General features: G+C 45.1%; 16 protein-coding genes. 9 read left to right on the top strand and 7 right to left on the bottom strand.

All coding sequences use genetic code 11. The features are described 5' to 3' along the window. Nucleotides 1-246 precede the first annotated feature (246 nt). Together R7E42_RS06850 and R7E42_RS06845 are read left to right on the top strand one after the other, a co-directional pair. Nucleotides 247-516: a hypothetical protein gene (locus R7E42_RS06850; RefSeq protein ID WP_024703886.1), complete on the top strand. Its 270-nt coding sequence runs from the start codon at nt 247-249 to the stop codon at nt 514-516. Nucleotides 517-584: 68 nt separating this feature from the next. Then, nucleotides 585-1,679 (top strand): RNA-guided endonuclease InsQ/TnpB family protein, encoded by a 1,095-nt coding sequence (locus R7E42_RS06845; RefSeq protein ID WP_213868156.1) that lies wholly within the window; start codon nt 585-587, stop codon nt 1,677-1,679. A gap of 160 nt (nt 1,680-1,839) precedes the next feature. Here the strand turns inward: R7E42_RS06845 and R7E42_RS06840 are convergent, their stop codons facing one another. Genes R7E42_RS06840 through R7E42_RS06830 form a run of 3 tightly spaced genes read right to left on the bottom strand, consistent with a single transcriptional unit; the run spans nt 1,840 to nt 3,094 of the window. After that, nucleotides 1,840-2,379, bottom strand: coding sequence for a single-stranded DNA-binding protein (locus R7E42_RS06840; protein ID WP_213868157.1), 540 nt, complete (start codon nt 2,377-2,379; stop codon nt 1,840-1,842). 3 nt (nt 2,380-2,382) lie between these two features. Then, nucleotides 2,383-2,685, bottom strand: a complete 303-nt coding sequence (locus tag R7E42_RS06835) for a helix-turn-helix transcriptional regulator (RefSeq protein ID WP_318072517.1) — start codon at nt 2,683-2,685, stop codon at nt 2,383-2,385. Continuing rightward, nucleotides 2,660-3,094 (bottom strand): hypothetical protein, encoded by a 435-nt coding sequence (locus R7E42_RS06830; protein WP_318072516.1) that lies wholly within the window; start codon nt 3,092-3,094, stop codon nt 2,660-2,662. Before R7E42_RS06830 ends, R7E42_RS06835 begins: the two co-directional genes overlap by 26 nt. Before the next feature lie 136 nt (nt 3,095-3,230). Here R7E42_RS06830 and R7E42_RS06825 point away from each other — a divergent pair, with 136 nt between their 5' ends. Further along, on the top strand, nt 3,231-3,464 hold the full coding sequence (locus R7E42_RS06825; protein ID WP_206954369.1) for a hypothetical protein: 234 nt from the start codon (nt 3,231-3,233) through the stop codon (nt 3,462-3,464). 1,879 nt (nt 3,465-5,343) lie between these two features. Here the strand turns inward: R7E42_RS06825 and R7E42_RS06820 are convergent. Together R7E42_RS06820 and R7E42_RS06815 are read right to left on the bottom strand one after the other, a co-directional pair. After that, on the bottom strand, nt 5,344-6,420 hold the full coding sequence (locus R7E42_RS06820; protein WP_213907389.1) for a replication initiation protein: 1,077 nt from the start codon (nt 6,418-6,420) through the stop codon (nt 5,344-5,346). An 89-nt stretch (nt 6,421-6,509) separates the two neighbouring features. Then, nucleotides 6,510-7,430, bottom strand: coding sequence for a hypothetical protein (locus R7E42_RS06815; RefSeq protein ID WP_318072515.1), 921 nt, complete (start codon nt 7,428-7,430; stop codon nt 6,510-6,512). Nucleotides 7,431-7,971: 541 nt separating this feature from the next. Here R7E42_RS06815 and R7E42_RS06810 point away from each other — a divergent pair. Further along, a complete protein-coding gene (locus tag R7E42_RS06810; RefSeq protein ID WP_318072514.1) occupies nt 7,972-8,325 on the top strand; it encodes a hypothetical protein in 354 nt (117 codons plus the stop codon). 90 nt (nt 8,326-8,415) lie between these two features. Here R7E42_RS06810 and R7E42_RS06805 read toward each other — a convergent pair whose 3' ends face one another. Both R7E42_RS06805 and R7E42_RS06800 read right to left on the bottom strand, forming a co-directional pair. Further along, nucleotides 8,416-9,369, bottom strand: a complete 954-nt coding sequence (locus tag R7E42_RS06805) for a hypothetical protein (protein ID WP_318072513.1) — start codon at nt 9,367-9,369, stop codon at nt 8,416-8,418. A 13-nt stretch (nt 9,370-9,382) separates the two neighbouring features. Then, a complete protein-coding gene (locus R7E42_RS06800) occupies nt 9,383-11,056 on the bottom strand; it encodes a portal protein (protein WP_318072512.1) in 1,674 nt (557 codons plus the stop codon). A 381-nt stretch (nt 11,057-11,437) separates the two neighbouring features. Here R7E42_RS06800 and R7E42_RS06795 point away from each other — a divergent pair, with 381 nt between their 5' ends. From R7E42_RS06795 to R7E42_RS06775, 5 genes are all read left to right on the top strand, one after another. Continuing rightward, nucleotides 11,438-18,157: an SNF2-related protein gene (locus R7E42_RS06795; protein ID WP_318072511.1), complete on the top strand. Its 6,720-nt coding sequence runs from the start codon at nt 11,438-11,440 to the stop codon at nt 18,155-18,157. 55 nt (nt 18,158-18,212) lie between these two features. Then, on the top strand, nt 18,213-18,638 hold the full coding sequence (locus R7E42_RS06790) for a hypothetical protein (protein ID WP_054579116.1): 426 nt from the start codon (nt 18,213-18,215) through the stop codon (nt 18,636-18,638). A 573-nt stretch (nt 18,639-19,211) separates the two neighbouring features. Continuing rightward, on the top strand, nt 19,212-19,451 hold the full coding sequence (locus R7E42_RS06785) for a hypothetical protein (protein ID WP_017634062.1): 240 nt from the start codon (nt 19,212-19,214) through the stop codon (nt 19,449-19,451). Between the two features lie 3 nt (nt 19,452-19,454). Then, complete coding sequence (locus tag R7E42_RS06780; protein WP_054579117.1) at nt 19,455-20,228, top strand: ParA family protein; 774 nt, start codon at nt 19,455-19,457, stop codon at nt 20,226-20,228. Beyond that, the gene (locus R7E42_RS06775; protein ID WP_064369753.1) at nt 20,225-21,142 is read left to right on the top strand and encodes a ParB/RepB/Spo0J family partition protein; all 918 of its coding nucleotides are present in this window, start codon (nt 20,225-20,227) and stop codon (nt 21,140-21,142) included. The genes R7E42_RS06780 and R7E42_RS06775 overlap by 4 nt, the downstream gene beginning before the upstream one ends. Nucleotides 21,143-21,150: the final 8 nt, after the last annotated feature.

The following is a 21,150-nucleotide window of genomic DNA, read 5'->3' as shown; positions in this document are numbered from 1 at the left end:
TGGGCACTGGCAAAATCCAGTGTCGAGATTAGCCTCTCGAAACTTACTAGGCGCAAGTCGCCAGCATCCCATCTTGCTGGTTTTTTATTGCGTAAAATCTGCACATCCTAATTATGGTGGGCTGGTTTGGGAGCACTTCGGTGCGCCGTTTCCTAGTAGGCGGTAAGGCTAATCCCGAATCAGCTCACCACCACTGGTTAGCCTCGGTTTTGGTGAGTTAAACATCAACTTACTAGGACAAAAATCATGATTGGTACTTCTACAATCAACATGCGCGCCGCACTTCAAGCTGCGCAAGATTACCTCTCCCAAGATCTAAACGCGCCTGTAGAGCTTCTTTGTCAGATCTACAACGCCTTACAACCTGTCGATTGGAACGACTCACCAGAACAGCATTTTCAAGATTGGCTGCTTTGTGGTGGTGATCTTCGCGTTGATTCAATTCTGGACGCTCAATATCTGTTTTGCTCGGGGTTTGAACTTGCCCTAGAAAAAATGGACTTCCAGACAAATTAAATCGGGAGAGAAAGCCCCGTTTATTGCGGGGCTAACTCAATGAGTTAAGTCAAAAGCGTTTGTAAGACATGAAAGAGATCGCAATCAAACAACGGTTTTATCCAACTGATGAGCAAGCTGAACTTCTAGCAAGAACGTTCGGTTGTGTGCGAACTGTTTACAATAGAATCCTACGTTGGAGAACTGACGCTTATCGTAATGACAAAATTAAGGTGAACTACAGCGCAGCATCAAGCCGATTAACCGAGCTTAAGAAAGATCCGGAGTTAAGCTGGCTTAATGATGTTTCTTGTGTGCCTTTGCAACAATCACTACGTCACCAGCAAGCTGCTTTTAAGAACTTCTTTGAGGGTCGAGCAAAATACCCTGTCGAAAAAAAGAAACGTCACAAACAGTCTGCTGAGTTCACTAAATCTGCATTTAAGTTCCGCGATGGACAGCTATTTATTGCCAAGTCCAAGCAGCCACTTAATATCCATTGGAGTCGTGAACTACCTAGCGAACCAACCACAGTCACAATCTCAAAAGACACCGCAGGCCGATACTTTGTGTCTATGCTATGCCGTTTTGAGCCTAAACCAATGCCTGTAACCGCTAAAACGGTTGGTATTGATTTGGGTTTAAATAACCTGTTCATCACAGATAGCGGTGAGAAAGTCGATAATCCTCGCCACTTCAAACACTACCAAAACAAACTGGCATACCTACAGCGTCAACTCGCCAAGAAAAAGAAAGGCAGTAATAATCGCGCTAAGGTGCGCCAGAAAGTAGCCCGTCTACACGCGAAAATTGCTGATAGTCGATTAGACAACTTACACAAGTTGTCTCGCAAACTGATAAACGAAAACCAAGTTGTTTGTGTTGAATCGCTACAAGTGAAGAACATGCTCCGCAATCCAAAACTAGCAAAACACATCGCTGATGCGAGTTGGGGCGAGTTCGTTCGCCAACTCAAATACAAAGCAGAATGGGCTGGACGAACTATCGTTGAGATAGAACGCTTCTTCCCTAGTTCAAAGCGTTGTAGCTGTTGTGGGTTCGTACACGAATCAATGCCGCTTAATATCCGAAACTGGACTTGTCCAGAATGCAATACGCACCATGATCGTGATATTAACGCAGCGAAGAATATAAAAACCGCTGGACTGGCGGGGTTAGCTTAGGGAGCGACTGGATCGGGGATAGCCTCAAAAGAGGCTATCTAGTGAAAGCGTGTTGAACTAAGAATCCCCTAGCGAATTAGCTAGGGGAGTATGTCAATCGACGCAGTACAATCAGTAAGTCGTCTTGAGTTGCTAACGCTAAATTTTGTTTACTCATCGTTTAAGCCGCCACGTAACTCAGCATCTTGTAATGACGGAACTCGTTCTGGAACGGTATTTCATCGTCAAAGTCCATTGGTGGCTCGCCGTATTGCTGTTGAGATTGATCCCAACCACCCTGTTGCTGTGGTGAATGCTGTGGTTGTTGAGGTTGACCCCAACCGCCTTGTTGCTGCTGGCCACCAGCTCGGTTATTGCCAAGCATTTGCATCACGCCATTAAAGCCTTGAACTACTACCTCTGTGCTGTAACGGTCTTGGCCTTGCTGGTCTTTCCATTTGCGAGTCTGCAATTGACCCTCGATGTAAACTTGTGACCCTTTGCGTAGGAACTCCCCCGACACTTCGGCCAACTTGCCGAACAACACCACTCGATGCCACTCGGTTTTTTCTCGGTTCTCGCCTGACGCTTTATCGCGCCAAGTTTCGGATGTAGCGACCGTGATATTCGCTACTGCGCCGCCATTTGGTAGGTATCGGATTTCGGGATCTGACCCCAAGTTACCAACCAGAATGACCTTGTTAATGCCTCTTGAAGCCATTCGTTATTCTCCGGTATCTCTCTTTACCGCTTCGTCTCTGTTAGAAATCGCATCACCAAAGAACAAATAACCCACGTCTGTACTTGTGTAGACCGCTATCAGTTCTAGGTTTTGCACCCTTGGGTTCACTTCGCCATTCTCGATTTTTCGATAAGTGTCTGGTGATAACCCGATTAACCTGCTCATTTCGAGTATGGTTAAATCTGCATGCCGTCTCGCTCGCTTGACTCGCGCTGCACGTTGCTGTCGATACTCAAGCGATTGGATTCGAGCGGCCTGTTTAGTCTTTGCGTCTCGCATTTTCATAGAAGCTCTCCACTTCACTTGCTAGTCGTTCTTCCTCGGTTGTGGTCGCCTTAATCAAGGCAACGCGATATTCATGTAACCGATTCTTTGACCAATCGAGGCAGAGCTTTTGCCACTTGATAACGGCAACCGGATCGGAAAGGTCGTAACCCGTCCCAAAACAGCTACAGCACTCCCACTTGCTAAATAACGACTTGGTGTAACCTGTGCCATTGCAAGTCGGGCAGCGATCCGGTTTGTCGTCCAATGTCACATCGGCATCTTGTAACCGGTTCGCCAGAGCTTCGCGTTCGTCCGTAAGCTCTATGCCCTCGAATGTATCCAGGATTGATGGTGAGCTTTTGTCTCGCTCTCTTTGCCGTTGTTCCAGTTGAGATCGCTTAATTTCAGAAATTTCCTCACCCACCATTCATTCCGAACACATCAATTTTATACGGAGTATAAGCCCACTTAAAAAACAATGCAAAAAGTATTGATACAAAAACCGAAACGATGTATTTTTGTCTCAGCAAACAGGCAAATAGACTCATATGAGGAATCAGCAAATGTCAGAGAACAACAGCAAAAAAGTTCACGACCAAATCCAAGCAGACGTTAAAGAGTACATGACCAACACCTCGAACAGCGTCTTAGACTTCGCTTTGGCCAATGCAATTAAGAGCGGTCAGAACAACCTATATGACTTGTGTAAAAAGTGGAAAATCCCTGTAGATAAGCTACTTAGCAAGATAAACACTTCTCTTTTCAAAGTGGATGATGATAAAATCCACCTCGCATAGACGGATACGTTTAGCTATCGGGATAAGAGTAATGGAAAGCTTCGGGGAAACTCGAAGCTTTTTTTTGCCTCAATACTTAATCCGAACGTTCAAGAATTTAAGGCATAAAAAAAGCACCTACTCATAGAGCAAGTGCTTACCATTCGGAATACTACCAAAACACCACCAGCAACAAAAAAAACAAAAAACCAACCAAATTAAACAACAATACTGTCGCTTTATAAAATCAAAATAGAAATTAGAAAGCATCAATCGAGAAAGATAGTTTGAACTGATTCATCAAGAAACCTCGTCCGTAAGGTTCTATTAGCACGCATTCCATTTAAAATAGCGGTATAGTGAAAAACAGACGCCTTACGTGACCATGACGCCAGATCGTTTAGCGTCTTATCGACGTCAAATAGTTGAGTTTAATACTGTCAACACTTAGGCTATTTGGAAGAAAAAACACTGTAAAAATAGTAGCTAAACCTATACTTTTGGCCCAATTAGTTTGTACGGAGAAGCATTTTAATTTTTTACAGGATAAGATGGCTTAACAGCAATACATTGAATGCGCTAACCCACCTGCTGGAAGCGGCAACTTTCTTTTGAGGTTGGCATCAAGCAGAAAGGAAAAATGAACATGAATTATTGGATAAAAATCTTGCTCATATCCCGATTCATGTAGAGAAATGAATATTTTTCAAAGCGTTCCTTTATGAGAGGGGAATTATCTGATAACAATGGGACATAAGGACTTGGGAGTTTTCATGCGCCTAAACCTGAAAGAGATAACCAACTCGTTTGGGCGTTTGCAAAATTAGCAAAAAGTCTGGAATACTAGGCACAGCAAGACTTGGAACAAAACGTTCCCCAATAACCTTGATTGTGTGAAGAATATAAAAAAAGGCTGGATTCGAAGAACCCAACCTTTAATTAATTTGGAGGTAATTATGTAATCACCAACCAAGCTCGAAGCAGCTAGAAAGCTTCACTTCGTGCATACGGGCAATCAATGGTGGCCGCCATTAAAAAACCCTTGTGCGTTGTCTTTAACCATAAGCCTTTGGAGAGGTAGATATGGTCAAGTTAGTTGATCTCTTGATTGCTTTAATCAAGTTAGTCACAGCTATAGTGCAAGCACTATTCGGCTAGACAACGTTGTCGCTCTAGAAGTACATTGTTGCTTCTAGAGCACACTTACAACTATCCAATAATTAATATTTCCTGTCAATTCGTGTTTTTGTCAAGAACTCACACAAATGCGATCGCAATTCGGTTCTGCCTGCCAAATTTACCTTTCATCGTCCATCTATCAGTTAGATTGAAAATTGACCTACCACTATTAGTTATAACACGCAGTTGTCTATAGCCAGGATCATTCACTCATCTTAACAACAAAAACTTGTTGTGTATGTGGGAAACTGTGTAAATCTTTGATTTTCCAGTTATCCACATACGCTATAAAGATCTATATTTAACTATATCAATCTATGAGAACTATAGAACTATAAGATCTATAGTAACCGTAACGTATTGATTTTAATTGGTTTTAACTCGTCTAAAGATCTTTTTTTAGGTCTTTAAGTAACAAGATCTAGGTTTAATTGATCATTTATTAGGTGTTTGTGATCTTCTTACAGGCTTTAGTGCTACATAATCTAGGTGAAAGTGATCATATATCAGGTGATTGGATAACAGATTTTAGGTGTTTCTGCTCTTGAATGACATATTTTAGGTGTGTGAGATGGTTGTATAGGAGTCTTGTCCGGTTTTTTCTACTTTCGAGTCAATGATCACGTCGAGTTCACTCCCATATACCTAAAATGTGTCACATAGCTCATTTCAACCTAGAAAATGTCATCTATCGAGCCCTTGACCTAAAACTTGTTAGCTATCAGTAATCGTGTGTATCGGTTAGTTCTGAAAGGGTATCTATCTTTTCCATTAACGACTCTAATTCATGCATTCCATCATCATGCTTTTGTTGCTCTTTTTCTGAGTGTCGCTTTGACAAGCTAGCTTCAACTTTAAGAGCGTGGTCTTCTTTACCCACATAACGGTACGCGATGGCAAGTGATTCTAGTTCAGAGTCGGTGAGTCTGACTTGGTTTTGAAGCCTTTTCAATTCAAGTTGTCGAATTGTCTTAAGAGCATCGTGTTGATTTAGTTCATCAATTGAACCTAGTTTAACCCACCGGAAGAGAAACTTGATTCCAGTAATGGTTCTACCTTTCTTTACAACCTCAAAACCCTTATCACCTTGGCTGCTTTCTAAAAATAGAAGCTCTTTGCTAATCTGAGGGTGTTCAGAAAGTTCTTTAATGCTTTCCCTGATACAACGTTTCATAAATACACTGTTGTTTTTGAAGGAACTTTTATCTTTTTTCAGCTTCCCTGATTCGTCCAAAAGCCCAAATATTCCTTTCAGTTCACTAAGCTTTTGCGCATGCATTTCAAAGCCCTTGTCTTTGAAGCGACTAAGCAGTTCGTACAAGCGCTTAGAATACTCCTTCTTTACCTCAAAGAAATTGCGAGTATTAATCAGAGCAAATCCTTGATTATATTCAATATACTCAGGTTTAAGCATATCGTTAGGAACCATCGTAAGTATGCCGTGTTTATAAGCGATATGTTTAAAAAGAGGTCTATAGTCGAATTCAATATCACCTTTCGGGGTTTCCACCTTTATCCCGATTTTTCGACTAGCTAGGCGGTTTGCTACTGGACTTAAGTTGCTACCGATATGTTTAGACTCAACACCTAACCACTCTGATAATTGATGTGAAGTAAACTCATAGTGTGGTGTGTTCTGCTCCCAATCACTTGGTTTCATATGTGCAATCATCAACGCAAACATATCTGCTTCCCTAGCGGATAGATCTTGACGACTAAAGACCAGTTGATGGCCTTTTTTGATATGTTTCGGGAGGTTATCGCTTACCGCAGGGTAGAAATATTCTTCATCACTCATGCAAATGCACATCCATAAATAACAAGATTTAGGTAATTATGACACATTTTAGGTCACGCATGTATAGAAATACTCACATCAAGCAGTGATTACAGATACCTGACTTGTACTCGCCCAACTGCGTCACGATAGTATTCAACTAAGCCTTGAGACTCTTTCTCGGAAATGGTGTTCATGTACTCTGCTAACATGGTGGCTGTATCACGAACCTTGTTCACGCTAGCTTTCACGGCGCTTGCAGCCTTGTTGTGCCAGCTAGCAATCACAAACTTAAGGTATGACATGAACTTAGGCGCTAAAGGCTGTTGGTGCTTGTTGTACAGCTTGATAACACGACGAGCTCCACTAGCTGATAGGCGGCCTTGCTTAACTGCTAGTTGAAGTTGTTTTACTTCGTCAGCGTCACGTTTGAAGATTTTCAAAAACCAAGAATCAGACGGGATACCGTTATTAATTTTATTTTTACTCTCTGTAGAGAGATCTTTTGTATTTATGCTGCAATTTTTGTTTTTGTCTGATTGCTCGCAAGCCTTGTCAGAACTGGCTTCAAGAGGTTTTTCCACAGAAGACCCCCCTAAATGCAATTTTTGTCTATTACAAAACTTCTCTGCCGCTTGTAGCGCGTATTTGTATGCACCAGTGAACATGTTTTGGATGCCATCAACGCATAGAGTGATGTGACGTTGATTCTGACCTGTTGCATTGTTTGGCTTTGGCTGGCCATAAGCGATCAGGCCAAGCTCTTTTGCGCTTTTGATGTAGTTATCAATAGTGCGCTTTATGATTGGCTTACAACCGTAACGGTGACAGTTCTCGTTGTAGGTGCGCGCTAAGGTATCGCTTGATGCAAAGCAAGTGTGACCATGCTTAAGGATAAAGCTTGAGATAGTTTCTAGTAGGCAAGCAAGCTTACGTTGTGCCAATGGTTTATTGGCTTTGATATTGGAAGCTTGTGTTCTGAATCCTGACTTCCAGTAACGAGGATTCAGCAAAAGAGGTGTAATTTGCATAAAATTCGCTCAAAAAAAGACGCAAAAATTTGCCACCGATCTCTTTGAACGTTATACTTACACCTGCTTCAGTGTGGTGTAAGTAACGCTCGCTGAGATTGATGTTCTAAATCGCTTAAAAACATTCAATCTAAATGAGACTTCTTGGCTGCCAACCTCGTTGTCTCACCTGATTAGGCTTCGGTCTAATTCATTACGGCATAATGACTTTCCTTAAGTTCGTTTGTCGTGACGCTTTAAGTTTGCCGCTTAAAGCTCGATTTCAGTAAGAAAGCCCGCTCGCCAAAGCGGGCTTTTTTATTTTCTGTTGCCCGAAATCGAATCACTTTCTCTCTATCACGGTATCGCCATGATCTAATTACAGAAAAACTCCCCTATTATTGATCGTAAATGGTTGATCAAACAAGTCTATGTATCAAAGCGATTCCGAACAAGGTGCGTTACCATCTGGCGCTAGAGTTTACCAAAAATTTTATCTATTTAAACTCCTTTTGGACGTGTTAATATTCCGAACACACCGAATTTTGTGGATAACTCTGTGATGAAATTTACTCCCCCACCAAGTGCTGAACAGCAATTAGAAACTCAAGTTAACCAATTAAAACAACAATTTAAGCGCCGACAGTTCCCGAAAAAGAACGCCCCAGCGCTACCATTGGATTTGTTAGTAACAATCTCAGGTTGCACCTTTGGTTTGCATAGCCAAAAAGACGGTAGACTCGTTCTAAAGGCCGATAAGGCGATTAACTTTGATAAGGGTGTCAATGTGTTGCGCTCAGTGTCGTATATTGCTGGCGCGCGAGATAGCGTATCTATCGCTGGTTGGGACTGGCGACCAACGCACTTCAAGAAAGATAAACTCTACTTTCGTCCTGTCGCGCCTAGTGATTTATAAAATTCCGAATTGGCCACCAGCATGTTCGATTTAATTGAGTGTTTTTGTACTTAATTACTAATCGCTGGTGGCGCTTTTAAATTGATCAACTTATTGGAATCTTCGTGATGAAGATCCGAAGTTGACGAATTGCTGTTTAATTTGAGGCGCAACACTCACTTTTTGCTCTACTGGAACGTAGCTATTTGTCGGTAAAGTTGCCATTTTTCGGGAACCTAGCGACTCAAACATAGCTCGCACCACTTGATGATCTTCCTTGGTGGCCATGTTGGCGATCGCTTTGCGCTGCGCATCGGTTACATAGATAGGTAAAGAGTCCACAACATCAAGCAGCATCGAGGTTGCCTTAGCGTTTTGCTCTACCTTTTCACGCAACTCTGCATTCACGCTTTCTAGGTACATAAGCTGGTTAGTAAGATCACCAACAAGCTCAATATTGGTCTGTTGAGTCATGTTTGCGTAGATATTACGCGCGGATTTCTCATCAAAACCTTGTTCCTGTAGCGATTCGAGGATCATTTGCTCGCTGTTCGCGCTTTCCATCATCATGGCCGGATGGTCTAGGCTGATATAGTTCGGCTGCAACACGTAGTCCATACCGTGATATGAAGTCGTGATCGATGCCTCGCGTGTATCTTGGCCACCAGTCGCCCAACTCCAACCACCAGCACGGCTATTGTGTAAACCTAAAGCGATACGGCCTGTATCGGTATCTAAAAACTCTTGAGTGTGTTCAACAATACCGTCATCTGAACAGGTGATAGAGACTGTGCGGTTAGATGGCACGTTTTCTACCACAACCGGACGACCATTAATCATGATCACCTCAGTTTCACCGATTGAGAGCTTATTAGCGCGTTGGCGGGATTGATGGCCATAGTAACCATACGCTTCGCCTAGTCGTAGTAGCTCTTGAGTTCGTGGGCTGTTGATCATCGCTTGCACGGCTTTGATGATGTAATTGCGCTTGTTGGCGCTAAGCTTGCGACCGTCATTGAATAGGCTGAAACGGTCGGATACTTGTTTAAGTGCTTTTGCTGTCACTTTCTTTTCTCCATTAATGGCTTTGGATTTCGGTTAGTAGGTCGAGAACTACGTCTCTAACGAATCGTTCCGCTTCGCTTTGGTCAGTCATGCCAATGGATTCCATCATTTTGTCGTTCTTAGCCACTTGAGCCGCGAGCTCGGAAATGACTTCATTGGCCAGCTCGGAATCGAGGCCAACAACGGACGTGTAAAGATGGTTTTTGAGTATCGGAGACTTGCCGATTGGGGATTGCTCGATAAGGTCAAGCACGGTAGTCAGCATGGTTGCGTAGTTCGCTTGCGACTCCATTGCTGCCGACTTCTCTTGCTCGATAGCAGTGTTGAGAGAGTTAAATCGGATCTCGAATGGCATATCGTTGTCATTCCACACCTTGCCGTCTCGGTAGATGGTGTGAATGTCGATAGCGCGCTTAACGAACGCCACCACGGCTGCGCGGATTTGGTTGGCGCGTAGTGCAGATTGAATCGATGTGCGGAAGAAGCCGCCCTCGCCTAGTCCACCAGAAAGAAGATCACCAAACCCAAGCATGGATGGGTCTACGCCAAGCGTTCCGGCTAAGCGTTTAAGGTGAAACATAATGTCTTCGATGTGGGAGATATTCGGGTCAGTGGTAAAGGTATCGATCTGCAAGCCACCTTTAGCGCCGCCCATAAATGGCAATAGCGTGTTGATGACGGTTGGAATGAAACCTAGCTTGCGGGAACGGTCTACCACCTCTTGACGGTCTTGCTTCATCTGGTCAGCGACCATGTTGATGTATTCCGCAGCTCCGGCCGCATCTAAGCCGTCAGTGTTTACCGCTACCATGCGATCGATAAGTGAAGCATTCACACGACTTGCGCCGAGCGCTGCAATGGACTGGCGAAGCATCGACCAAGCCTCAAAACAGGTAAGAAGAATGGATGTGCCGTAGTTCTGCGTCTCGATTGGCATGCGTGAATACGCATCGTCATAAAGTGAGTAGCGCTGGCCAGTGTAGTTAACTGGCGGTATATCCATATCTGGCCGCCAGATTGGCATTTTTAGTGGGATAAGCGCCCAAGGCTCGGCAAGGCGTACCTGTTCGCCGTTCGCTCGGGTTTGTAGATATTCCGCAGTAAATCCCGCTAGCTCGCCCGAACGTTCGTACTCACGAATTTGGTTTGGCAACGTGTAGTAGTTGGCCTCAAAGTGAGTAATACCCACGCCCTCTTTCGTGTATGGGCGAACATAGTTAACCCCATAAACCAGCGTTGAATACGTCCAGTTCATTAGGTTTTCGTTGATTGGAGTTAGCAGCTCTCGGTTAAGACGGCCTACGTACTCGGCGTACTTCTCATCGGTTGGATGAAGATACACAGCCATGCCATTGTCGTTTGATACTGAAAGAGCGTGACCAAGGTGCAGATTGAGCGCGGCATCAATCGTGCTGTCCTCGGCCATTTCCTTGAGTATCGGATATAGCATGAAGCGATCTTTCGGCAGCTTGTGCAGAAAAAAGCGGTCTGAGCTTTTTCGACCGTCATTGGTCAGAGCGCCGTTGCTTTCATCTAATTGGTGTTCGCGATCGTGGAATGGCGATCCCGTGTATCCAGCGCCAGATTCAAAACTTATCCCACTCTCTTTATCGTCATTCTCGTTAAAGAAAGGGAACGCTTGTTTTAAAGCTGCCGCTAGCCCAATTGATGCCTTGTTTTGCGACATGTGCGACCTCGGTAAATTGAGGCGCTTTTTACAGGGATGGGGATGATCTTGGATGATAGCGCATCGCGTCAATGTGACCAATACGCTAATAAATTATTGATTTTCTATGCGTTAATTTTTTTTAGTCAAAGTTCAATTGCTTGCCTTTGAATCTTGGTTACTCACCAAAAACACTAATTTTTATTCTTGATGATAATAGCCGTGTTCGGAATAATTCTCTCGTCCCTAAAAATCTACTTCCTTAGATATTTTAGATTATTCATTAACTTAAATTGATATTGATAGTGGCGTTTTTTTGGGATGGGGAATAGGAAAGGAAAAAGTCGGGCGAAAGCTCGACTTTTTTTTTGGCTTTTATCCAAAGAATAAAAGGCACGTTCAATGAACACTGATTTAACCCGCAGTATTGAACAGGCGACAACAATCGATGAACTGGTACGCCAGTTTGAAGCCTTGCTCGCTGTCGATATTAGCGACACTCCAAAAGGCCACCAGCGCCTTAAGGCTAACCAACTAGCCAAAGATATTCTCGCCAAGTACAACGGCGACTACTCCAACGTTTCACCCGAAGATAAAGCAGCTCTGCGCGACTACACTGGTTTTGGCGGTATCGGTGGCTCCACCAACGAATACTACACGCCTAAATGGCTGGCGAGCGCGACTTGGGATGCAGTTCGTTCCTATGGCTTTACTGGCGGTAGCGTACTTGAACCAAGTTCGGGCGTGGGCGTATTTAGCGAAACCAAACCTAAAGGCACCCTGACTACATCCGTAGAAATGGATCAGACCTCAGCGGCCATCAACCAAATTCTTCACCCCGAAGACCATGTAATCCAATCGGCATTCGAAGCGGTAGCAACTAATCCTGGCATTGGCGACTTTGACCTAGTGATCGGCAACCCGCCTTATGGTGTTCGAGACGCTAGCGCGATGAAAGACAAAGCGTACAAAGACATTAAGTACGCTGATCAGTATTTCGTTTCTCGTTCTATCGATAAAGCGAAAGCTGGTGGCTTGATTGCCCTAGTGCTGCCAACTCGTATTTGTGATGCGAAAAACCTTGAGAAGTGGCGTACACAACTCGCGCTTAAAGCGGAGTTTTTGGGCGCGCACCGACTACCAACGGGCACGTTCTCTGATACGGGCGTAGTGACTGACCTTGTTATCTGGCGCAAACACAGCGACCAAGCGAAAGCACTGATTGATAGCGCCGACCGCGACACGCTGATTGAATCTAACGTACTTTGGGACACTTGGCTCAAAGGTAAGTGGTTCGAGCGCGAGGGTAAGAAATTCATCAACGGCGAACAGACTGTTGAGGGCGTAGGTAAGTTTGCGCGCAAAGTCGTGAAGCGTGGCAACCGTTCTAACGATGATATTAAAGAGTCGTTAATGCGCCGCTTTGACAGTCGCATTGATTGGATGTTACTCGATGAAGCGGTTAGCGAGCCAGTGAGCGCGAAATACTCCGATGGAGACACGATTTTCCGCAATGGCCAGCAGTACGAAATAATTGATGGCGAATGGGAGCTATCTGAAAGCAATGCGAAAACAGGCGTTATCAGTAAGGCGACCTATGGCGTAGATAACACCGATGAGATCGGTTCTATCACCTACTCTACTGAATCGATGCTTAAGCTATCGGCCAGCCAAGCGCTCAAGCTTTTCGAAGATTACGGTTACTTGTGTCATGACGACTTTAAAGCCCTAATGCGCGAGATTGCCAAGCTGCCAAAAGCAAGCCAAGAACACGCTTACAAAGGCATTCTACTTGGCATGAAAGTTCAAACACTTGCAACGCTGGTTGCTGGTAGCCGAACGACATCCAATAGCGACTTGGCCAACATGGCAATGGGCGCGGAGGACTTCCAGACCGAACAATATCGCGTGAAGTTAAGCGGCGAAGTGTTAGAGCTGAACGCACTAATGGGCGGCTCTAAGGTATCGAAGAAAGCGCTAAGCAACTTAAGCGAGAAGTACGTCTCTGCATGGAATTACTACCACTCATCGATCGATTCTAAGGGCAAACTGTCTGACCTACTCAAAGGCGACCTTAAGCGTGAGCTGACCGTTCAATACAGTTCGTCTCGCATTGGTGACGTGTTCCATCTATGTGACCGTGAACTAGGCATAACCACACTGACACTGCATGACGTTCGCACGTATTACACCGCAAGCGGTATCGATGCGATGAGCGATGAGCAGTTGCTTGATTACCTAGCGGACATCGATGAGGTAGCGGTAAACCCTGACGGCACGGTGACGGCATTCCATAAAGCGACGACTGGCCTAGTCGGTAAGCGCATGGATCAGCTGACCGCACAATTAGTATCGACCACCAGCGATACCGTGAAAGCTAACATCATGCGCCAAATTCAAGCCATCGAATCTAAGCGAAACAAGATCTCGATTGCCGATGTGAAGATGAAGCTTACCGATAAGTGGATTCCTAAAAACATCATGCTTGAGTTCCTGCATGACCGTGGCTACACGGAATTTATCTTGGGCGACTTTACCGAGGATAAGGACGGCTTTGAGGATTTCGTACAAAGCGAATCCGGCCAATACCTTACTGGCTACCGTTGGCGTGATGGCGAATGGATTGATGGCCTAACTCGTAATGGCGTGAAAGGTAAAGCAGCGAACAGCGATGAGCGATTTGAGCGTCAAATTGAATCGTACATCAACTATGGTGCGGTTCGTGGCGGTAGTAAGAACGAAGATAAATCACTTATCCGTGAACAAATGCGCCGCCTCGATGATGAGTTTTCCACATGGATTGCATCATCTGACCATTCAGAATACTTGGAACAGGTTTACAACAATACGTTTAACGGTTGGATTAAGCCGGAGTTTGATGACTCACCACTAACGCTAAATGGCGTATCTGGTGCGATTGAGTTCCTACCTTACCAAAACTCAACGATTCGCCGTCACAGTGCAGACGGTAACGGCATTATTGCCTTTGGTACTGGCTTGGGTAAAACGCTCACTGGCCTTGGCCTCGTGCAGCACAACCTAGAAACCAAACGCGCCAACCGTGTGGCCATCGTTGTTCCTAAATCCGTGTTAGAGAACTGGTTCTATGAGTCCGACCTGTTCTTTGGTGAAAGCAATCTATCTGACAAGGTATTTATCGGCCTTGAAGTTCACAAAGACGATGACGGAAAAATCATTCGGGAACCGGTATTAGATGAAACGGGCGAACCGAAGTTAGACAAGAAAGGCGATCCTATCTTGCGCGCCAAACTGACCGTAGACACAAACGGCAAGCGCGTAGCAGAACAGCTCCACCAGCTTACACAGTCAACCGCTCGCATCGTGGTAATGACAAAAGACGTGTACAACCGCATTCCATTGAAGCCGGACACGATTTCGGCCAACGTGCTTGAAATGCGCGATGCTGGTTTGATTGCTGGTTCAAGCAAGCTAGTTAAGGAAGCGGAAAGCCACACAGATCAAGCGAAGAACGCGCGCTTTGAAGCGAAATATGCTGACGATGGTACGGCCAAAAACGAAGAACTACCGTACTTTGAGGACTTGCTGTTCGATTCGGTTATGGTCGATGAGGCGCATGATTTCCGCAACTCGTACAAGGGCGGCTCATACCGAAACAATCTGGCATTTTTGCCTAGCCAAGCGCAAGCCGATCGCGCTATCGATATGCAGCTTAAGAACAACGTCATTAAGGCTCGCAATGACGGTCGAGGCGTTTACTTCCTAACAGCTACGCCAACCGTAAACAGCCCTGTTGATATGTTCAATATGCTGTCCCACATCATTCCGGCAGACACGTTTGCCAAGATGGGGATCTTTGACAGCGACGACTTTATCCGCATGTTTGGTAAGACTGGCGAAGCGCTGGTTACTAAGATTTCGGGCGAAGTTGAACAGCGTGAAGCCCTACTCGGATTCCAAAACCTAGACGCACTTCGAAACATCGTTAACCGCTACATGACGATCGAGGATGCTAAATCCGTTGGTGCCAACGTTCACATTCCTGACCTGATTAGCCAGCAAAGCGTTGTCCAAATGAATGGCGAACAGGAAGCGCTATATGAGGAACTACGCCAGCGCGCTGACGCAATCAGTAATCCAGACAAAGACGAAAACCAAGAGATTGTAGAGCAATACCCTAACGACACGGTTTTCGGCCTAATCCGTAAAATGGACAAGGTAAGTACAGACCTTGATTTGTACTATGAGCGTGTTACTTACCGATTCGCCAAGGACAACAAAAAAGAGGTTGAGGCGGCAGTAGCTAAGCTACCAAATACCGTCACGGTCGCTTTTGAGGATGTGGCACCAGACGGCACGGTTAAGCTAAGCAAAATCCAAGTTAAGGTTGATAAGAGCGTTAAGGTCGAGGGCGATCACTGCGTGGTTCAGCTCCACCAGCAACTTGATGACCGATTCACAAACATTTGTGACAAGGCCAAGTTGAAATTTACGCACCCTGTCTCCCCTAAGTACGCCAAGTTCCTTGAGAACGCGCGCGAGATTTATCTGGCTGGCGGTAAGCAGCTTGTCTTTACCGAAGAAAAAACACAGCACAAGAAAGTCGCGCGAATCATTGCGGATTTTGTTGGTTGCAAGCTGTCTGAAATCGGCATTTTGAACAGCGATACCGTTGCGGGTAAGAAAGGCTCTAAAGCGACTGAGGACGATGAGGAAGCGGGTTTGGAAGCAATGGCCAATGCTTACAACACCTCGAAATACAAATTCATGATCCTCAATAAAAAAGGCGAAGTCGGCATCAACTTGCATCATGGCACAACCGATATTCACCACTTAACGCTACCTTGGACTCCAATGAGTATCACACAGCGTAATGGCCGTGGCGCGCGTGTTGGCTCTAAACAAAACAGCGTGAACGTTCACTACTACACGTCGAAAGGCTCATTCGATGATTTCCGCTTGGCCACAATCCAACGCAAAGCCACTTGGATTGAGACAATGTTCAAAGGTGATGAAAAGTACATTGCGAACGCCGATGCAGACGCAGCCGACGAAACTGCAATCATGCTGGCAGCAAATCCAGAAGAAGCGAAAGCCCGTATCGAAGCGGCTAAGCGTCAAGCTGAGCGCAAGCGCAAATTAGAGGAACGCCGACTAGCAAGTATTAACGTCAGCAAGTACATCAAAGCCACCCAAATGCTTGCTTTGGATGTGAGTACGGTTGAGGGCGAGCTGGCCGAACTACGCGAGAAGTTAGAGCCACTACGCAAAGAGGTGGAAGAAGATCGCCTACGTGCAGAGGGCGAGAAGCGCGGCAGTTGGCAGCACAAAAACTACCAACGCACCAAAGGCAGACTGTTTGCGCTAGAAAGCCAAATCAAAACCTATGAGGCAGCGATCAAAAACCGCGACAAAGCGAGCGATACCATCAAGAAATTGAAACCAGCAATGGAGCTGGCCATCAATGACGGTGTGTTAAAGGATTACCCTGACTTCCTAACTCATCCAGAGTTATACATTGTTCGCAACGGTGTGATTGTGCGTAATGGCTACACCTACAAAGCCGAAGTTAAGAGCCGTTCTTGGAGCGCCGAGTACGATTCAAAAGCAACAATCATGATCACCAACTTCGACCGTAAATCTGGCACGGTGGACGGCTTTATTACTGAAATGGACGGCGAACCAGCGTCACGCAACTATGTCGATCTACCTGTTGAGCGCATCATTGAAATTGCGCCAGTGAATCAGGATAGAGCTGCGCTAGAAGCAAAAGCGCTCCAAGGTGTACCACTAAGTGAAGTCGCTCATACGTTTGACCGTGAGACGTTCTTTGAACTGGTCGCAGAAAAGAAAATGAAAGCCTACGGTAACAGCCGCCGTTGTTTGGTGCGCAATGCTGACGGCTCATTCTCTACGCCGTGGGGATTGGATGTTGAACCAGACCAAACGCTGATTTATCCAGATGCGAGCGATAAAGCGATCGTGAAAGCCCTACTCGACCAAGTAACCAAGCAATTGGAAGATAAAGGTCGCGTGATGTTGGAACACGACATTCTAAGTTTCTTTATCGGTAGCGATTGGGACAAACAGGCGATGGAAAACGGCAACCAAGTGAGCGAACAGGAAGTTGTTGAACTGGTGACACTTGAGATCAAAGCATTCGAGGAAAAATACCCTGAGCTTTATCAAGAAGCGTTACTGAAAGCAGAGACGACTTACAAAACGTCTATCACTTTCCTTAAAGAGCTAGATAACCATCTAACCAATTTGAAATGGACAGGTTACACCAACGCACACGAAGCTCGCCGCCTATCGGCTCGTGAGTTCACTCGTTACACCGATATTCTGACCGAACGCTCTAGCGAATACCGCACAGAGCTGGAAGATAAGCTATTCGCTGACTTCACTAAGCTGGTGGCTAACGACCCTGACCGTGCGAAACGTCTATCACAGATCGCGTACTGGATGACGCAATACAAACCAACGACCGATACTCACCTACTGAAAAAGGTCGATGCGATTTACGGCGAAAACTCACAAGAAACCATGCTTAAGGTATGTGCTGACCTACACGCTATTGGCGAACGTGAGTTCCTATCCGGTGATGGCCTAATCTTCTCGGATGACTGGTCATTGAATCGCATGAAAGGTGCGTATGGTTCGCTATTCACTTATCGGAGCGCACAGCGTGAGGAATTTATCGAGAAGTACCTAAATGCGGATAAGCCGGAAAAGGCCGAGGTTAAAGTGACCGAAACGCAGAAAGTGAAAATCGATAATATCTCTGCCATTAACGTAGAGAGCATCGAGAAGTTTAGCGAACTAATGTCAGGCATTGGCATCGACGTTAAAATGGTGACTTCACCAATTAGCTGGAAGCCTAAGCGCGGTCGCAACCGAAAAGAGATTGTTGTAGAGCCATACGAACGCATTGGTTTGATGGACAACAATGGCCTTAAAGGTTCGCTTAAAGTGATGTTCGCTGGTGACAAGGAAGCTAAGGCCGAGTACGGCGCTGACTTCGCATCAAACGCAAGCAGTGAATTTAATGGCGGCTGGTGGTTTATCTCTGCGAAAGCGGATTTGGAATTGCTAGCGAAATCGCTATTAACCATTCATAACACAATGGCCGAAGCTGCCTAACTCAAATTTTCGCATGCGAAAAGTTCTCGCATGCGAAAACTTTTTGGAGACAACAATGATTACCCAAGTGAAATTGCCTACCGTTGAAGATCTACAGCCCTTACTCGATGAGGCGCTAGAAACAGCACAAAGCAAAGAAGCATTTATCCAAGCTCAAGTAGATGGCATTTACAAAACACTTAAAGCCAATCCGCTCATGTACCGTCACTATGGCGCTTATTGGTGGGCGGTTAAATCGCTCATGGCCAAGCATGGTTATGACCTTGGCAGCGATTCAGAAGTGATCACAGAGCAACACTTCAATTTCGAAGACCCTGCGATTTTGTTGTGTGCTGCGTGGGCGTACCAGCAAGAGCAAGTTGATAAAGGCTACTGGCAAGCAAACCTACATACCTACTACGTCGATGATGAAGAATTTGAATATTCTATCGAGGACGTAAATCTCGAAGCGTGGAGTGTTAACAGCAAATCGATGCGTTAAGTTTTCGCATGCGAAAACTTTTTCTCATATGCCCGTCATTTTTGGCGGGTATTTTTTTGCATGGAATTTGGTAAGAAGTTCTCGCATGCGAAAACTATACGGAATGGGATGCTTTAAAGTTCTCGCATGCGAAAACTTTTGAGATAGAAAAAATAAACCCCGCCACTGAACAAATGGCGGGGATTGCACGTTGAACAGATAAGCTTTGATGCAATCAATCCTACCCCTAATAGTTTTGTTGCCGCCTATCTGTAATTTAATGTATATGAAATAATTTTCATATTCAACAGGTTTTTCAATATTTTTTATTAAAAACAATGAATTATGCAACTAGGTGCTTTTCCCTTCTTATGCCTGTTGACGCTGCTCTTTGTAACCTAGTTAAGTAATAGAATTGTCAAAAAGTTTTCGCATGCGAAAACACATGGAATCAATCTCACAATTTATCTAATGTTCTCGCATGCGAAAACTTGTGCAATCGGTTCTGTTTGTTACTTTTTTTTCTTGTGCTGTTGCTACTGGCAACGTATAGTGTGTGCCTGTTGCCAGTGACAACAATCGAGAGGCATTGATATGGCATCCAAGGAACGATGCGAAAGATTAAATCAATTAGTCCAAAAGGCAGGAAGTACCAGAAAAGCCAAGCAGCTCATTGATGGCGTTAAGGGGGTAAGCCCTTGCCACACTGCTATTTACAAAGCAATGCACGGCGGCGGTACAACTGATTACGTAGTTCAGTGCTATATCGAGGATCTTGAGGTAGCACTGAGCAAACCAAAACAGCAAACAAATTCCACCAGCAAAGGAAATTAATTAATGAGCATTATCATGGCGATTGCCAACCAAAAAGGCGGCGTTGGTAAAACAACTTGTACTTACAACTTTGGCATTAGCATCGCTAGCCAAGGCAACAAATGTCTATTCCTGGACTTTGACCCACAAAACAACTTAGGCGGCTCAATCGCACCGGAAATGGTCGAGAATCCAGAGTACACATCTGCGAGCTGCCTACACAACGCTTACAACCTTTTTGAAAATCCAGTAAAGGCTAAACCTTTCGAAGTCAGCGAAAACGTACACGTTATTGGCGGCGATAAGCGCATGGGTAACATTACTCAATCACAAATCTTAAACGTGGCTGAGTCTATCGACCTTATCAAAGACGACTACGACTATATCTTTATCGACTGTCCACCAGCGGCGAACGCGCTACAGCATGCAGCGCTACTTGTGGCCAGTAAGCTACTTATCATTAGCCAAGCACAAAAAATGTCGATCAAAGGCGTTAATGAGCTGGTTAAGACCTCGCGCCAAATCCGTCGAATGAACCCTGACTTGGAAGTATTAGGCATTGTCCTAAACCTTATCGAAGCCAACATTACAAACGACCAGCGCGAACAGGAAGCGGAACTTCGTAAAGAGTACGGCAACCTAGTTTTTGAAAACAAACTGATTAAAACAACGCGCGTAAGTGAAGCTCTAAACCAAGGCAAAGCACTGATTGAAACCAACCCTAAAGCGGCTGATAAATTCGGCTTTACAGCGGTTTGTGATGAGCTTTGCAAGCGCATGGTAGAGGTGACAGCATGACCAAAAGCTTAAGAGATCGAATCAAGCTTAGCGACCTAGATAATCTCTTGGATGAATCAGCGGTAGAAATCCGCGATGCAGCGAAAGTGCTGGCTATCCCTAAAGACTCTTTGTATTCAGTTGAGCAAGTTCGTGAAGAATTTAACGATGAATCACTACTTGAGTTATGCGAAAGCCTAGAAGAAAACGGCCAAATTCAACCTGTCGTTGTTTACCCGTTCGATGGCAAGGGATACAAAATCCAAGAGGGTGAACGACGTTGGCGCGCCGCTATGTTGAGCGACAAGCTGACTCACGTTGAATGTATTGTCCGTGAAAAGGGCGATATTTTTGGCCAGCTTATTGAAAACATCCAACGTGAAGATTTAACGGCAATCGAGTTGGGTAAGGCGTTTGACCAAGCAAAGAAAAAGCACAATCTGGATAACCGTGGCTTGGCTAAGCGCCTTGGCAAATCAGACGGCTACATTTCGAAATACCTAAATGTGCTTAAAGCCCCTGACTTTGTTTTGGAAGCATTCCAAAAAGGGATTATTGGTGATGTAGAGTCCATCAACGAACTACGCAAAGCAACCGTCGATAACTCTGAGCGCGTTCGTGAAGCGCTGGAAAGCGGCGAGAAGCTAACACGCCAAGATTGTGTAAAACTGCGCACTGGCGAGCTAGATAGCAAGGTGGAAGTTGCACCTCAACCTAGCAAACCAGAGAAAGCAGAAAAGACCGATAAGACACCAGTAAGCAAAAAGCCTACGGCAAACCAAAAGCCTACCAGCATTTGTGTGATGGTTAATGACCGTCATGGTTTGGTGTTCGCATCTGGTAAGCATAGCGACAAGCTAACGGTACTGTTTGATGATGGCGAACTTGAGCAAGTGCCAGTTGGTGAAGCTCAATTAGTGGGGTATCGTGTGTAAAGTTCTCG

It is taken from the genome of Vibrio sp. Vb1337, assembly GCF_033338715.1.
Classification (GTDB): Bacteria; Pseudomonadota; Gammaproteobacteria; order Enterobacterales; family Vibrionaceae; genus Vibrio; species Vibrio alginolyticus.
The sequence above is the reverse complement of the archived record's forward strand: the minus strand, read 5'-3'. Positions and strand labels throughout refer to the sequence as shown.